This is a genomic window from Mesorhizobium sp. B2-3-6, from assembly GCF_006442305.1.
GTDB lineage: Bacteria > Pseudomonadota > Alphaproteobacteria > Rhizobiales > Rhizobiaceae > Mesorhizobium.
Genome location: NZ_VFVW01000002.1, coordinates 599,772 through 613,536 on the forward strand (window position 1 = coordinate 599,772; position 13,765 = coordinate 613,536).

Here is a 13,765-nt window from a genome sequence, read left to right on the forward strand (position 1 = left end):
GGCAGGATTGAATCTTTGATAAACATGGAAGGAATAGACTATACATCGAAGTTGGCGATGTAAGGCTGATACCCGACACCGTCTGAGAGGCTCAGGGAGGAGTGTCAGAATGCGTCTGTCGGTTGCCGACATTCGTGCGCTCAGGGTTTTCCGCTCGGTGGTCGAGCATGGCGGATTTACCGGAGCACAGCTTGCTTTGGCGATGAGCCAATCGACGATCAGTTTCCAAATCAACGCGTTGGAGGAACGGCTGGGGTTTTCGCTATGCCAACGCGGCAGGCGCGGCTTCGAACTAACCGATAGGGGCACCGCGGTCTATGAATATTCCCATTCGCTGACTTCAGCGCTGTCGGCGTTCGAGATGCAACTGGGCGAACTGCGCTCCAAGGCGACGGGTGTGCTGCGCGTCGGGATCGTCGATGCCACCGTTACCGATTCAGCCCTGGGCCTCGATGACGTCATTCATCAGTTCATCAAGAAAGCCAGCGAAGTCGATCTGCGCATCACCATCGGCTCGCCTGAACAGCTTATCGCGGAAACCGCCAAGGGCGGGATCGACTTCGCGATCTCCCCCCGCATCAAATTGCTGCCCGGCTATTCGCAGACCGAGTTCCATTATGAAATCAACTCGCTCTACTGCAGCGAGCGCCACCCGCTGTTTTCCCGCAAGCTGGTGACAAAGGCTGATGTGGAAGCATCGCAGATGGTGGTGCGCCCTTATGCCAACAAGTCGGAATTGCAGCATTTCCCCAACGCGCATGTCGGCGCCTATGCTTCGAATATCGAGGCGCAGGCAATGTATATCCTGAGCGGCCACTTCGTCGGCTATCTGCCGGATCACATGACCGTCACGTTTAGACAGAACAACCGGCTTAAGGCGCTGCTTATTCCCGAGGCGCAGATCCGCTCGCCCTTCGTCATCATCGCGCCAAAGCACAAGAAAGCGTCGCTGTCGCAGAGGATTTTTTTTCAGGAACTGCGCAAAAGGGTGGGGAGTGCCGAAAAATCGGCCGGAAAAGGGCAAGCCGCCGACGCAAAAAACAAGATGCCCAAGGTACGCGGCATGTAAAAACTCCTTTATGCATTGATCCCGAAAAGCGGGAGCCGCTTTTTCGGGATCAATGGTCTGGATGCAGGGCTGCGCTTTAAAGGCGCGGCGCCTTGGCGTCGATCCGATAATGCGCTTCGGTTGGAACGCAGCCTTGACCGTTTACCGGAATGAGGTCCTGCGGGCAGGCTGAGAACGCGACGATCAAATCCATTTCCGCGCACATCGACACATAGGAGCCCGGTCCCGCCACCGGTGCCTCGAAGGTGACCGAACCGTCTTCGCCGACGGGAATGTTCATGAACAGGTTGAGCGGCGAAGGGGTTTCGGGTGGCGTCAGCCCGACCGCGCCGAGGGCCGTCGCCAGATTGTCGGTGCAGTTGTCATGGTGCCCGACATGGCCCAACTGCTGGTAGCGATAGCGGTCGCAGGCGGCGATCAGCGTATCGTGCACGCCACCCGACGTGTCCTGTATCAGGGTCAGCATCGGACGCCGCCTGTTGCTGCACAGCGTGTCGCCGTTCTTCGGGTTCACCTTGAGCATGGCTCCACGACTGTGCTCCATCGACATGAATTCCGCGATATCGTCGGCGCAGAAGGCCCAGGTGTCCACCACCTGGGTGCCGTGGGTGTTGATGACGGTGATCACCTGGCCTTGGGCAACGCGCGTCGCCACGCCCTTGCGGGCAGGAATGACGTGAACCTGACCGTTACTTGCGTTCGTTGGCATCGTTGAATTCCTTTCGTTCAGCGTCCGCGCGCTCCGTGTTCGACAAAGATATAGCCGAGAAAGTTCAGGAGTACCTGTGCTGCTAGAAAGCCGGTGATGCCCGAAGGGTCGTAAGCCGGGGCCACCTCGACGAGGTCGATGCCGACGACGTCGCCGCGCTTCACAAGGCCCCGGAGCATTTCCATTACTTCATAATACAGGAAGCCGCCATGGCTAGGCGTGCCAGTGCCCGGCGCAATCGACGGATCGAAACCGTCGATGTCGATCGTCACATAGTAACGTACGCCTTCCGGAATGGTCGCCAGAACACCTTCGACGCCGAGCTTGCGCGCCTGGCGGACGGAAAGGATCGTCGAGCCGCGTTGGCGCGCATCCTCGTAACCGTCGCGGGCGGTCGAGGAGACGTTGCGGATGCCGATCTGGCTGAGGCCGCTAACATGCGACTGTTCGGCCGCGCGGCGCATCGGATTGCCGTGTCCTTCGCGCACGCCATGACGCACGTCGACAAAGTCGAGATGCGCATCGATCTGCACGATGTGAATGGGGCCATGTTCGCTGAACGCCCTGACGCAGGGAATGTTGATGGCATGGTCGCCGCCCAGAACGACGGGCAGCGCTCCGCGTTCAAGAATCTTGCGGACCGCCATTTCCGTATTCGCGTGGCTGGCCACGGTATCGGTATGCACGATATCCGCGTCGCCTATATCAACCATCCGTACCTTGTCGAGCGGCAGATAGATTTGGTCGTCCTCATGGTCGTAAGCGCCGGCATGACCGAAGGAAAACAGCGTCGAGGCCTCGCGGATGGCGCGGGGGCCGAAACGTGCACCGGAGCGGTACTGGGTCCCCATGTCGAAGGGCACACCCAGCACGGCGACATCCGCGTCGATCTTGTCCCAATCAAGGCAGATCGGCCGTTTACCGAAGGTGCTAAGCCCAACGAAGGGGAGATCGAGCCGCCCACCCTCATACCCGTGTCCAGACATCGAGACTCTCCCTTTCGGATAACCCTCACGCCATCTGGCAGCGACCTTCGATATGAGCCGAAGCGCTTAAGCTGGAGTGAAGCACGACAGGCCTGCGGTCTGTCTGCCTCGTGGCTAGCATGGTCCTGCCACTCCTATCCATCACGAGTATCGGGCGTTCATATCGATTTATCCGGAAATTGGCCGTATTAGGGTTAGAACAAGAGCAGCCCGAAACCGATGGAAGGAAGACTCCCGCTCCGCCGGTGAGCGCTGTCGTTCGAGCTTGCTGTGCCCGAGCAGCACCTGGATGACGCTGATGTCGACATCCTGCTCAAGCAGGTGAGTGGCGAAGCTGTGCCGGAGAGTATGCGGGCTGAGAACGTTCTCACCGCTCCCAAAGCAATATCTCTTGTCAGCCGAGATTTGACGGCCGCGTCTCGCTATTGACGCACAGCTGAAGCAGGCCTACTGGTACATATACCGGACCACTAGACCTCTTCGGATGTAAGGACGGATGGACCTACGAGCGATTCTGACCGACGACGGGAGTGCGCTTGGCGGCGTGCCGAAGCATTCGATGAAGGACTTCGTCGTCCAGAAGATCGCGACATTCATTGCGACCGGCATTCTTGACGTGGGGGACCCGTTGCCAAGCGAGCGTGAACTTGCGGGCGCTTTGTCGGTAAGCCGCGAGACGGTGCGCGGTGCGATCCTAATCCTTTCCACAAAGGGCATCCTTTCCGTCGCCCAAGGCACGCGGACAGTGGTGGCCTCGACGGAAGTCGGGGAACTCGCGGTCCAATCGGCCCGCTATCGCGACATTTCCAGATACAGTCTTGACGACGTGCATGAGGCGCGGTTGCTGATCGAAGATCAGGTGGCGCGGGCCGCGGCTGTCCGGGTTGAAGCCGCGACGCTCGAGACCCTGCAAAAATCGATCGAGGCGCAGGAAGCGGCGATCGACGATCCCGTTCGCTTCCTCATTTGCGATCGCGAATTTCACACGGCCATCTATCGGGCGGGCGGCAATGCCGCGCTGGCGGATATCGCCGCCGATCTCTATTCCTACCTTCTCGACCATCGGCGGCGAGCAGTCGCCCAGCCTTCAAGCATCGCAACGAGCATCGCCGATCACCGTGCCATTCTTGCGGGACTTGAGGCGCGCGATTCCGAGGCGGCCGCAAGGGCCTTCGCGGTCCACGAAACACGCATCTACACCACGACCAAGCAGCTTTTAACGCAATCCGCTCGAAAGGGATAAGAATAGGGGCGGATTGCCGGGCAACCATGCAGCACAACAGGAGGAGTTCCCATGCTGACAAGACGCCTTTTTGCCACCGCAGCCCTCGCGGGCGTTGTCGCGCTGACCGGCATTGCCGGGACGGCGACCGCCGCTCTCGCCGAATCCAAGGAGTTGGTCTATCTGACTCCAGGCCTTGATCTTGCCTTCTGGCGATACCTCTCCAAGGGCATCGAGAATGTCGCAACCAAGGGAGGCTACACCTATCAGGCGCTGGATTCGGGCAACAATGCCCAGACCCAGCTTAAAAATGCCAAGGACGCGATCGCCCGCGGCGTCGCCGGGATCATCATCTCTCCGACAGACAGTTCAACCGCGCCGGCCGTGCTCGATCTCGCCAAGCAGGCAAACATTCCCGTGGTCATCGCCGACATCGGCACGGACAGCGGCGACTATGTGTCCTTCATCATCTCTGACAATTATCAGGGCGCGAACGGCGTCGGCAAAGCGCTGGCCGAGGCAATGAAGGCCGCCGGCAAGCAGGACGGCAGCGTGGGCATTGTCGGCATCAGCCAGGCCCGCCTCAACGGCCAGGCCCGCACCAAGGGCTTCAAGGACGCGATGACAGAGGCTGGCATCACCAAGGAAGCCGGGCTGCAGCAGATGCAGACCTACACCGCGGACGAAACCTTCAAGTTCACGCAGGATATGACGACCGCGAATCCGGACATGAAGGGCCTCTTCGTCCAGACCGACGGCCCGACGCTGGGCGCCTTGCAGGCAATCAAGGCGGCCCGCCTCACCGGCGACGTGCTGGTCGCCGGTTTCGACGGCGTGCCGGAATTCGTGCCGTTGCTGCAGTCGGGCGAACTGGTCGTTTCGGGCATGCAGCAGCCGTATCTGATGGGCCAGGAATCGGGACGCGCGATGGTCGACCATCTCGGCGGCAAGACTCCCGAAAAGAAAATCCTCGTGCCGATCAAGATCGTGACCAGCAAGAACATCGAGCAGGAGCTTCCAACCATCAAGGAAACGGTCTTCGCCAACGAGATGTAATCGGGGCCTGGCCGACATAGGCCGTCCGGGGGCACCCTCCCCCGGACGCTTTATTCGTACCACTTGGAGTGTGTCCTCGGATGGTAGACAGCAGCAAGATTCCCGAGCCGCTTCTCGTGGCTCGTGGCGTCACCCGCCTGTTTGGGAACGCCTACGCGCTCAGCAACGCGTCGATAGCGCTCTGCCGGTACGAGATCTGCGGATTGCTGGGCGCGAACGGCGCGGGAAAATCGACGCTGTCACGGATCGTTTGCGGACACCTGCCGCCTTCGTCGGGCGAGATACTCTTCAAGGGTGCTCCCTTGACCGTCGGATCCGCGCGCGACGCGCTGCGTTCCGGCATTGCCCTCGTGGCACAGGAAACCAGCCTGGCGCCCGACATGAGCGTGCTGGAGAATATCTTCCTGCCCAGCTACGCGATGCCGGGCCGACTGTCTTTCAGCCAGTTGCGAGACAAGGCGCAGACCATCCTGTCGGAACTTGGCCATGACCACGTACTGCCACTCGACATCGAGGTGCGCCGGCTCTCGGCAGCGCAACGCCAACTCGTCGAAATAGCCAAGGCGCTGGCCCTCAACGCCGATCTTGTCATCTTCGACGAGCCGACGGCCTCCCTCTCGCCGATCGAGGTTGACCGGCTGTTCGAGATTATGGGACGGCTGAAAAACAGCGGGAAGGCACTCGCCTTCGTGTCGCATCGGCTTGAGGAGGTCTTCGCAGTCACCGATCGCGTCACAATCCTGCGCGAGGGCAAGACCGTGGCCGAAAGCGTGCCTACGGCGGGGCTCACGCAGGCCGACGTCATCCGCCACATGGTGGGACGCGACATCGGAAATGTGTATCGAAGGGCCGTCTCGCGAGTGACCACTAACGAGCAGCCGGTGGCTCTGGAGGTAATTGGGCTCAAAGCTCCGCCTTTCGTGCGTGACGTCTCGTTCACGGTGCGCAGGGGTGAAATTCTCGGCCTCGGCGGGCTTGTCGGAGCTGGACGCTCGGAGAGCGCCGAAGCGATATTCGGACTGCGCCACCGCAGCCGCGGGCGCGTCCTTGTCGGCGGCAAGGAGATTGCCCCCAACAGCCCTATCGCGGCAATCCGCGCCGGTCTCGGAATGGTCGCCGAGGACCGGCGGGCCCAGAACATCGTGCCCGACATGACGGTCGGCGAAAATCTCTTCCTCGCCCAGATGGGCAAGCACAAGGGTTTCGGGCGGGGCCATTCGGCGCGCCGCAAGCAGGCCAGCGAGCTGATTTCGCGTCTCGACCTTCCGACCGACCGCATGGATGCAAACCTTCTGCACTTCTCCGGCGGCATGCAGCAGAAGATCATTATCGCGCGCTGGCTGCTGATCGAGCCCGAAGTGCTCATCCTCGACGAGCCTACGAAAGGCGTCGACATAGGGACACGCCAGGCAATCTACGAACTGCTGCGCGAGGTGGCCGAAAGGGGGATAGCCGTAGTCGTGATCTCCTCGGATTTCCAGGAATTACTGGGGATCTGCGAGCGGGTCGTCGTGGTGAGTGACGGCTATACCATCGCCGACCTGCCCGCCTCGCGACTGAGCGAAGAGAGCCTGACGCTGCTCGCCGCGCCCCGAAGCTCAGCCGAGCGCAACACGGCATTCCTGCGCGATCTTGTCGCCGGCCATGGCGGCACGGCATTTTGGGGATTGATCGACGACGACCGGTTCGTCTGCCTCGCCCTCGCCGAGGGTACGCCGGGTGCAACGATGGGACTCGCGGCCGGGCATGTCTATCTTGCGCAGGAGACGGCAATCCCCCTCGCGCTTGGAAGGCGTCAACCCGGCATCGTGACCGAGAATGACGGCCGCTCTACCTTGCTTGCACCACTGTCCAATCGCCGAGGGCACGATCTGGGATGGATCGGGCTCAGCCTGCCGGCCGGCTCCAGGCTGCCGGACGCCGGGGCCCTGTCGGCCCGGATCGCCGGCCTGTTCGATACACCTCAAGACGAAAAGATCGACGCATGAACGCGCCCACACGATCCTTTGCGATGCCCAGATTCGCCAGCACGCTTGAGTTCCGGATGCTCTGCCTCGCCATGGTGCTTGCGGTGATCCTGTCGTTCATCTCGCCGCACTTCTTCACCGAGCGGAACATGTTCAACATACTCGACCAATCGGTGGTGCTTGGCATAGTTGCCGTCGGCATGACCCTGGTGATCCTGACTGGCGGCATCGACCTGTCCGTCGGGTCGGTCGCGGGCGTGACCGGCATCATCCTCGCCCTACTCCTGAAGGAATTCCCCATTCCGGTGGCGATCGCGCTCGCCATAGGTTGCGGCGCCCTGATCGGGCTTTTCTCCGGCGTTCTCATCGCAGTGTTCGGCCTGGCGCCCTTCGTGGTGACGCTCGGGGTCATGGCGATGGGGCGCAGTCTCGCCTATATCGTGTCGGGACAGCGCTCGATTTCGGGACTGCCCATGGGGCTGCAGAACATCGTCTACACGAACCTGCTGGGCATCCCCGCCAACGTCATCTTCCTCATCGCGCTCTACCTCGCCACCTGGGCGTGGCTGACATATTCCAAGGGCGGGCGAACCATCTACGCGGTCGGCTCGAACATTGAAGCCGCCCGGGCGGCCGGCCTCAACACCCTCTTCTACTCGATCTTTCCCTACGTGGCGTCCGGTGCCCTTTCGGCGACGGCGATGACCTTTTCGCTGGCGCAGATCATGTCGGCTGACCCGATCGGGGGGAACCAGCTTGAACTCGACGCCATCGCGGCCGTGGTCATCGGTGGCGCGAGCCTCTACGGCGGACGAGGCACGATATTCGGCACGCTGATGGGGGTTCTGATCATGGTGATGATCCGCAATGGCCTCAACCTGCTCGGCGTCTCGCCGTTCTGGCAGGGGACCGCCATCGGCGCCATCATCATCCTCGCCTTGCTGGCCGAGCGCCTCATCACCTGGAAATCGCGCCGCGTTTGAGACCGGGAGAATCCTATGACACAGTCCGATCCTTCCCGAGCCGTCCGCCTCTACGGCACGGAAGAACTACCGGCAGAGGAGTGGCTACTGAGCGCCGGGCCCCTCAGCGTGCTTTTCGACGGCGCGAACCTGCGCGACTTCCGCATGCATGGCGAAAAGGTGATCCGCGCAATCTCGTTCGTGGTCCGCGACAAGGACTGGGCGACGCTCATTCCGAAAATCACCGACCTGGTCGTCGAAAAGGACGACGATCGCTTTCGTGTGGCCTATCGCGCAAGCGTTGCCAGCAAAGGCGAGACCTTCGGCTATGACGTGGCCATCGCTGGTACCGCGGCAGGCGTTCTGACCTATTCGGCTCGCGGAACCACGCCGACCGGGCTTCTCACGAACCGGACCGGCTTTGTCGTCCTGCATCCCATAGAGGGGATAAGCGGCGCGGCCGCCACGATCACGCACACAAGCGGCGAGAAGGCCGAGACACGGTTTCCTGTGGAGATCGATCCGGTGCAGCCGATGATGGATCTGCGTGAAATCTCGCATCGTACTCCCGGCGGGCTGGAGGTCAGCTGCCTTATGGAGGGCGACGCGTTCGAGATGGAGGACCAGCGGAACTGGACCGACGCCTCCTACAAGACCTATGTTCGTCCCCTCGCTCTGTCCTGGCCGTACAGGATCGAGCCCGGCGAGGTCGTCGAACAGAAGATCACCCTGACCGTCAAGGGCTCTCCCAAGGGTCCGTCGCGTCAGGCGGGAGGCATCGCCGCCCTGACGCTCGGCGAGGCGGCGGACGCGATTCCACCTCTCGGCGTCGGATTGCATCCCGATGACGCTTCGGCCGCATTGCGGCATGTCGAGACGCTTGCCCAGCTCGGCGTCGCCCATGTCATCTGCCATTACGATCCGCGGTTCGGCCATGATGCCGAAACGCTGGCGAGGCAGGTCGAGATCGCCGTCGCAATGGGCGCCCAACCCTGGCTCGAAGCAGTGGTCGAGCATGCCGACGATGCTGGCGCCGCGGCGGAAATAGACTCCCTGGGCAAGGTGGCCGCGAGGCTCGATCATCGCTTCACGACGGTTCTGGTGTCGCCCGCACCCGATCTCAAATGCACGCTGCCCGGCAGCATCTGGCCGCCAGCGCCGGATGCGGCGAAGCTCTATGCGGCCGCGCGCGCGGCCTTCCCCGCATCTCGCATCGGCGGAGGCATGTTCAGCTTCTTCACCGAGCTCAACCGCAAACGTCCCCCGGCCGAGGCGATAGACCTCGTGACATTCACGACGGCGGCGATTTTTCATGCTGGTGACGACCGCTCCTTGATGGAGACGCTCGAATGCCTGCCGCATATTGTCAGGACCGTGCCGGCGATCGCCAAGGGCCGCCCATATTCCGTTGGGCCGTCCGCAATCGGGTTGCGCGACAATCCCTATGGCGAAGCGCCGGTCGCCAATCCCGCCAACATCCGGCAGGCGGTCAATTTCAATGATCCGCGCCAGCGGGGCGTCATGGGAGCGGCCTGGAACCTCGGCTACTTCGCCGCCTTCGCGGAAGGCGGCGCGGCGGCCATCGCGCTCGGCGCCGCGGTCGGCCCGTTCGGCGTCCTCTCCGTGCCGACGTCGTTTCCGCAGCCCTGGTTCGAAGGCAAGGGCGAGCTCTATCCTGTCTGGCACATCGTGCGAGGCCTGGCGAAGCTCAAAGGCTGCCCGCTCCGTCCGCTGCGATCGTCGGTCCCTGGCGCAGTGCGAGGAATCGCGGCGGTTACCGAAAAAGGCACCGAGCTGTGGTTATGCAACCCCTCGCCCAACGCGCTGGAGGTGCGCCTCCCCAAAGGCTTCGCGCGCGCTGCAATTCTTGACGCCTCATCTTTCGTCGCGGCATCGCGCCAACCGGATCTGCTCGATCGGCTGACGCATGACGGAACGCAAACCCTGTCGCTCGAAGCCTACGCAGTCGTGCGCGCGCTCAGGCAGGTCTGAAGCGGCATCACAAACCAGTCCCGGAAGAGAACGGAGCATCCATGCATATACTCATCATTGGCGCTGGTGGAATGATCGGCCGCAAACTCGCGGCCGAGCTTTCGCGGACAGCATCGCTTGGAGATCGAAAGATTGACCGGATGACGCTGGCGGACGTGACGAAGCCGCCGGTGCCAACCGGTGACATAGGTTTTGTCGAAGCCATTGCCGCCGATATTTCCGCTCCCGGCGCAGCGCAGGATCTGGCCGCGCGCCGCGCGGATGTGATCTTCCATCTCGCGGCCATCGTGTCCGGCGAAGCGGAACGCGATTTCGAGAAGGGCTATCGCATCAATATGGACGGCACGCGCGCTCTTTTCGAGGCGATCCGGCTGGAAGGAACCCGGCGGAAATATATCCCCAGGCTGGTGTTCACCTCCTCGGTTGCTGTCTATGGCGCGCCTCTGCCCGACCCTATTCCCGACGACTACATCCTTGCCCCGCTGACCAGCTACGGCACCCAGAAGGCGATATCCGAGCTGTTGCTGGCCGACTACTCGCGCCGCGGCTTCCTCGACGGCATCGGGATACGCCTGCCGACGATCGTCATTCGGCCCGGCACTCCCAACGCGGCAGCCTCGGGCTTCTTCTCCGGCATCCTGCGCGAGCCACTCGCCGGGCAGCGCTCCGTGCTGCCGGTGAAGGAGACCGTCAAGCATTGGCTGGCGAGCCCGCGCTCGGCGGTAGCCTTCCTCATCCATGCCGCGATGCTCGATACATCCGCGCTGGGCGCCCGGCGCACGCTGAACATGCCGGGTGTCGCGGCCACGGTCTCCGACCAGATTGCCGCGCTCCGCCGCGTGGCAGGGGCCGAAGCCGAGGCGTTGATAGACCGCAAGCCGGACGAGGCGATCGAGGCCATTATTGCCGGGTGGCCGAAATCCTTCACGCCCAGGCTGGCCACCAGTCTGGGCTTTGTGGCCGAAAGCACGGTCGATGAACTGATCGCGGTTTACCTGGCGGACGACGCCCCGAAGACCATCCCTTAACCGTTAGGGCATGGTCGCCAAAGTTCCGTGAAAGTTGAAACTGGGAAATTCCGATGCTTCTGGGCTGCATAGGCGATGATTTCACCGGGTCTTCCGACCTGGCCAACACGCTTGCCAAGGGGGGCATGCGCACGGTCCAGTACAACGGCGTTCCCAACACCGCCTCCGACCGCTCGGTTGACGCGGGCGTCGTTGCCCTGAAGACCAGAACGATATCCGCCTCGGAGGCGGTGAAGCAGTCGCTCGCGGCGTTGGAGTGGCTTCGACGCCAAGGCTGCCGCCAATATCTGTTCAAGTACTGCTCGACATTCGACTCGACGCCCGAAGGCAATATCGGTCCCGTGCTGGACGCTCTTGGCGACGCGTTGGGAGCGGCACGCGCGATCGTCTGTCCGGCGTTTCCCGCAACCGGCCGGTCGATCTACCAGGGGCATCTTTTCGTCAACGATCGGCTATTGAGCGAATCCGGCATGGAGAAGCATCCGCTTACGCCGATGACGGATCCCGATCTGCGGCGTTGGCTTTCGCGACAGACCGCGCGCGGGATCGGCCATGTCCCCTACGATGTCGTAGCGGGAGGCCCCCTCCCGATCAGGGATGCTCTGGAGGCGGCATCTGCCAGCGGCTCTCGCTACGTCGTGGTCGATGCCATTCTGGACAAGGATCTTATCGCCATTGGCGAGGCTGCCGAAGCCGATGTCCTGCTCAGCGGCGGTTCGGGAATAGCGCTTGGACTTCCGGCCAACTTTCGTCGGGCCGGGTTGATCGGCACGGCGGCCACGCATTGGAAGGGAATACAGGGGCCAGGGGCCGCGCTTTGCGGTTCGTGCTCGACCATGAGCCGGCGCCAGATTGCCGAGCACCGGAAAAGCCATCCGACGCGCGTTGTGGAGGTGGATGCGGTCGTGGACGGCACGGCCAATCCTGTTGAATATGCCGAGTGGGCGATCGGCCACCAGCACCACGGCTTGCCATTGGTGTTCTCGTCGGCCGAGCCCGAAGCCGTCGCCGCCGCACAGAACCGCTACGGGAAGGAGCGCGTCGCGACGGCAGTTGAAGGTTTTTTCGGCGAACTGGCGCGTCAGCTTTCGGCGCGTGGCGTGCGCCGGCTGGTTACGGCGGGCGGCGAGACATCGGGGGCTGTCGTATCGGCGCTCGACATTTCGTCGTTCGAGATCGGACCGGAGATCGACCCCGGTGTTCCGGCGTTGAAGGCGGGTGACCCGGATATGGTGCTCGCCCTTAAATCGGGCAATTTCGGTTCGGCCGGGTTCTTCGAAAAGGCAGCCGACGTCCTTACGGGAGGCGTTCTACAATGAGCGATGAAACAAGACTCAGGGATCAGATCTGCAGCATCGCTGCGTCCATGTTCGCGCGCGGCCTCACTGCGGGAAGCTCGGGGAACATCTCCGCCCGCCTCGGCGATGGTCGGCTGCTCGTCACGCCGACAGGATCGTCCTTTGGCGCGCTCGACCCCGCCCGCCTGTCGCTCTTCGACGCTGAGGGACGGTTCCTGGACGGCGACAAGCCGACAAAGGAGATGCCGCTGCATCAGGCGTTCTACGAGACACGCGGCGCGCGCACCGGAGCGGTCGTCCATCTTCATTCGACCCATTCTGTCGCGGTTTCGCTTCTGCCCGACGTCGATCCCGACAGCGTCTTCAAGCCGCTGACGGCCTATTCGATCATGCGGCTGGGAAAGGTGAAACTGCTGCCCTACATCCGGCCCGGCGATCCGGCGATGGGAGACGCCGTGCGCGGACTCGCCGGGAAACGGTCGGCCGTATTGCTGGCCCACCACGGACCCGTCGTCGCCGGCAAGGATCTCGAAGCCGCCGCCTATGCGATGGAGGAACTTGAGGAAACGGCCAAGCTCACGCTTCTCACCCAGGGCTTGCGGCCCAAGATCCTCGCGGCTCCGCAAATTCGCGAGTTGGTGGAACACTTTGACGTGGAGTGGGACGACTGATGCAACTTTCGGCCAATCTGGGATTTCTCTTTCGTGACCTAGCGCTTCCGGATGCGATCCGCGCGGCCAAGCGGCGCGGTTTCGCGGCGGTCGAGATGCATTGGCCGTACGATACCGACGCATCGGTGGTCGCGGCGCTGCTCGCCGAAACCGGTCTTCCGCTGCTTGGCATCAACACGGCCCGGGGGGATGTTGGGGCGGGCGATTTCGGCCTCTCCGCGCTGCCGGGCCGTGAAACGGAAGCGCGCGCGGCGATCGACCAGGCGGTTCAATGGGCAGCCGTAACAGGCTGTCGCAACATCCATGTGATGGCAGGAAAGGCAATCGGCGACGAAGCCTTCGCGACGTTCACCGGCAATTTGCGGTACGCTTCGAAGGCGGCGGCACGGCACAACATCGGCATATTGATCGAGCCCCTGAACCCGCGCGATGCGCCGGGCTATTTCCTCTCCGACCTTTCCACCGCATTGCGTGTGATCGATGCGACAGACGGTGCGGTAAAGGTAATGTTCGACTGCTATCACATGCAGATCATTCAAGGCGATTTGCTTAACTCGGTAAGGCAATTTTCCGACAAGATCGGCCATATCCAATTCGCCGCCGTACCGGATCGTAGCGAGCCCGATCACGGCGAGGTGGACTATGGCTGGCTCCTGCGCGCAATCGCGGACGCCGGCTATGATGGCGCATTCGGCGCCGAATATCGCCCCACTACCGATTCCTTTGCTTGGATGAAGCGTTTCGACCACTAGAGGCCTGAGTGCGCGTGCTTGGCGCGGCACGCTTTCGGCCCCGGTGGAGCCGA

12 protein-coding genes and 1 pseudogene are annotated in these 13,765 nt (G+C 62.5%); 10 read left to right on the forward strand and 3 right to left on the reverse strand.

Annotated features, from left to right (window positions below):
* Positions 1–109 precede the first annotated feature (109 nt).
* Complete coding sequence (locus tag FJ953_RS08565) at positions 110–1,069, forward strand: LysR family transcriptional regulator (protein ID WP_140498323.1); 960 nt, start codon at positions 110–112, stop codon at positions 1,067–1,069.
* Positions 1,070–1,145: 76 nt separating this feature from the next.
* Here the strand turns inward: FJ953_RS08565 and FJ953_RS08570 are convergent, their stop codons facing one another.
* From FJ953_RS08570 to FJ953_RS30800, 3 genes and pseudogenes are all read right to left on the reverse strand, one after another.
* The gene (locus tag FJ953_RS08570) at positions 1,146–1,778 is read right to left on the reverse strand and encodes an urea carboxylase-associated family protein (RefSeq protein ID WP_140498324.1); all 633 of its coding nucleotides are present in this window, start codon (positions 1,776–1,778) and stop codon (positions 1,146–1,148) included.
* A 17-nt stretch (positions 1,779–1,795) separates the two neighbouring features.
* Positions 1,796–2,764, reverse strand: a complete 969-nt coding sequence (speB, locus tag FJ953_RS08575) for an agmatinase (RefSeq protein ID WP_140623922.1) — start codon at positions 2,762–2,764, stop codon at positions 1,796–1,798.
* 261 nt (positions 2,765–3,025) lie between these two features.
* Positions 3,026–3,163: pseudogene (locus tag FJ953_RS30800) on the reverse strand (tyrosine-type recombinase/integrase); the annotation flags it as partial.
* A 97-nt stretch (positions 3,164–3,260) separates the two neighbouring features.
* On the opposite strand from FJ953_RS30800, the gene FJ953_RS08585 reads away from it, so the two are divergent.
* The 9 genes from FJ953_RS08585 to FJ953_RS08625 all read left to right on the forward strand — a co-directional run bounded on the left by FJ953_RS08585 (position 3,261) and on the right by FJ953_RS08625 (position 13,712).
* Positions 3,261–4,007, forward strand: coding sequence for an FCD domain-containing protein (locus FJ953_RS08585; RefSeq protein WP_140498326.1), 747 nt, complete (start codon positions 3,261–3,263; stop codon positions 4,005–4,007).
* 51 nt (positions 4,008–4,058) lie between these two features.
* Complete coding sequence (locus tag FJ953_RS08590) at positions 4,059–5,042, forward strand: substrate-binding domain-containing protein (RefSeq protein WP_140498327.1); 984 nt, start codon at positions 4,059–4,061, stop codon at positions 5,040–5,042.
* A gap of 80 nt (positions 5,043–5,122) precedes the next feature.
* Positions 5,123–7,030, forward strand: coding sequence for a sugar ABC transporter ATP-binding protein (locus FJ953_RS08595; RefSeq protein WP_140623924.1), 1,908 nt, complete (start codon positions 5,123–5,125; stop codon positions 7,028–7,030).
* 23 nt (positions 7,031–7,053) lie between these two features.
* The gene (locus tag FJ953_RS08600) at positions 7,054–7,992 is read left to right on the forward strand and encodes an ABC transporter permease (RefSeq protein WP_224619126.1); all 939 of its coding nucleotides are present in this window, start codon (positions 7,054–7,056) and stop codon (positions 7,990–7,992) included.
* Between the two features lie 15 nt (positions 7,993–8,007).
* Positions 8,008–9,963, forward strand: a complete 1,956-nt coding sequence (locus FJ953_RS08605) for a hypothetical protein (RefSeq protein WP_140623926.1) — start codon at positions 8,008–8,010, stop codon at positions 9,961–9,963.
* Positions 9,964–10,004: 41 nt separating this feature from the next.
* Positions 10,005–10,991, forward strand: coding sequence for a D-erythronate dehydrogenase (gene denD, locus FJ953_RS08610; RefSeq protein ID WP_140623928.1), 987 nt, complete (start codon positions 10,005–10,007; stop codon positions 10,989–10,991).
* 53 nt (positions 10,992–11,044) lie between these two features.
* Entirely contained in the window at positions 11,045–12,310 is a 1,266-nt protein-coding gene (gene otnK, locus FJ953_RS08615; RefSeq protein ID WP_140623930.1) for a 3-oxo-tetronate kinase, read from the forward strand.
* Positions 12,307–12,960 carry a 3-oxo-tetronate 4-phosphate decarboxylase gene (otnC, locus tag FJ953_RS08620; protein ID WP_140623932.1) on the forward strand — a complete coding sequence of 218 codons (654 nt, stop codon included), beginning with the start codon at positions 12,307–12,309 and terminating at the stop codon, positions 12,958–12,960. The genes otnK and otnC overlap by 4 nt, the downstream gene beginning before the upstream one ends.
* Positions 12,960–13,712, forward strand: a complete 753-nt coding sequence (locus tag FJ953_RS08625; RefSeq protein WP_140623934.1) for a TIM barrel protein — start codon at positions 12,960–12,962, stop codon at positions 13,710–13,712. The genes otnC and FJ953_RS08625 overlap by 1 nt, the downstream gene beginning before the upstream one ends.
* Positions 13,713–13,765: the final 53 nt, after the last annotated feature.

Coding starts and splice junctions, on each gene's coding strand:
- speB (WP_140623922.1), bottom strand. CDS start 2,764: ATGTCTGGACACGGGTATGAGGGTGGGCGGCTCGATCTCCCCTTCGTT.
- FJ953_RS08565 (WP_140498323.1), top strand. CDS start 110: ATGCGTCTGTCGGTTGCCGACATTCGTGCGCTCAGGGTTTTCCGCTCG.
- FJ953_RS08600 (WP_224619126.1), top strand. CDS start 7,054: ATGCCCAGATTCGCCAGCACGCTTGAGTTCCGGATGCTCTGCCTCGCC.
- otnK (WP_140623930.1), top strand. CDS start 11,045: ATGCTTCTGGGCTGCATAGGCGATGATTTCACCGGGTCTTCCGACCTG.
- FJ953_RS08590 (WP_140498327.1), top strand. CDS start 4,059: ATGCTGACAAGACGCCTTTTTGCCACCGCAGCCCTCGCGGGCGTTGTC.
- denD (WP_140623928.1), top strand. CDS start 10,005: ATGCATATACTCATCATTGGCGCTGGTGGAATGATCGGCCGCAAACTC.
- FJ953_RS08605 (WP_140623926.1), top strand. CDS start 8,008: ATGACACAGTCCGATCCTTCCCGAGCCGTCCGCCTCTACGGCACGGAA.
- FJ953_RS08595 (WP_140623924.1), top strand. CDS start 5,123: ATGGTAGACAGCAGCAAGATTCCCGAGCCGCTTCTCGTGGCTCGTGGC.
- FJ953_RS08570 (WP_140498324.1), bottom strand. CDS start 1,778: ATGCCAACGAACGCAAGTAACGGTCAGGTTCACGTCATTCCTGCCCGC.
- FJ953_RS08585 (WP_140498326.1), top strand. CDS start 3,261: ATGGACCTACGAGCGATTCTGACCGACGACGGGAGTGCGCTTGGCGGC.
- FJ953_RS08625 (WP_140623934.1), top strand. CDS start 12,960: ATGCAACTTTCGGCCAATCTGGGATTTCTCTTTCGTGACCTAGCGCTT.
- otnC (WP_140623932.1), top strand. CDS start 12,307: ATGAGCGATGAAACAAGACTCAGGGATCAGATCTGCAGCATCGCTGCG.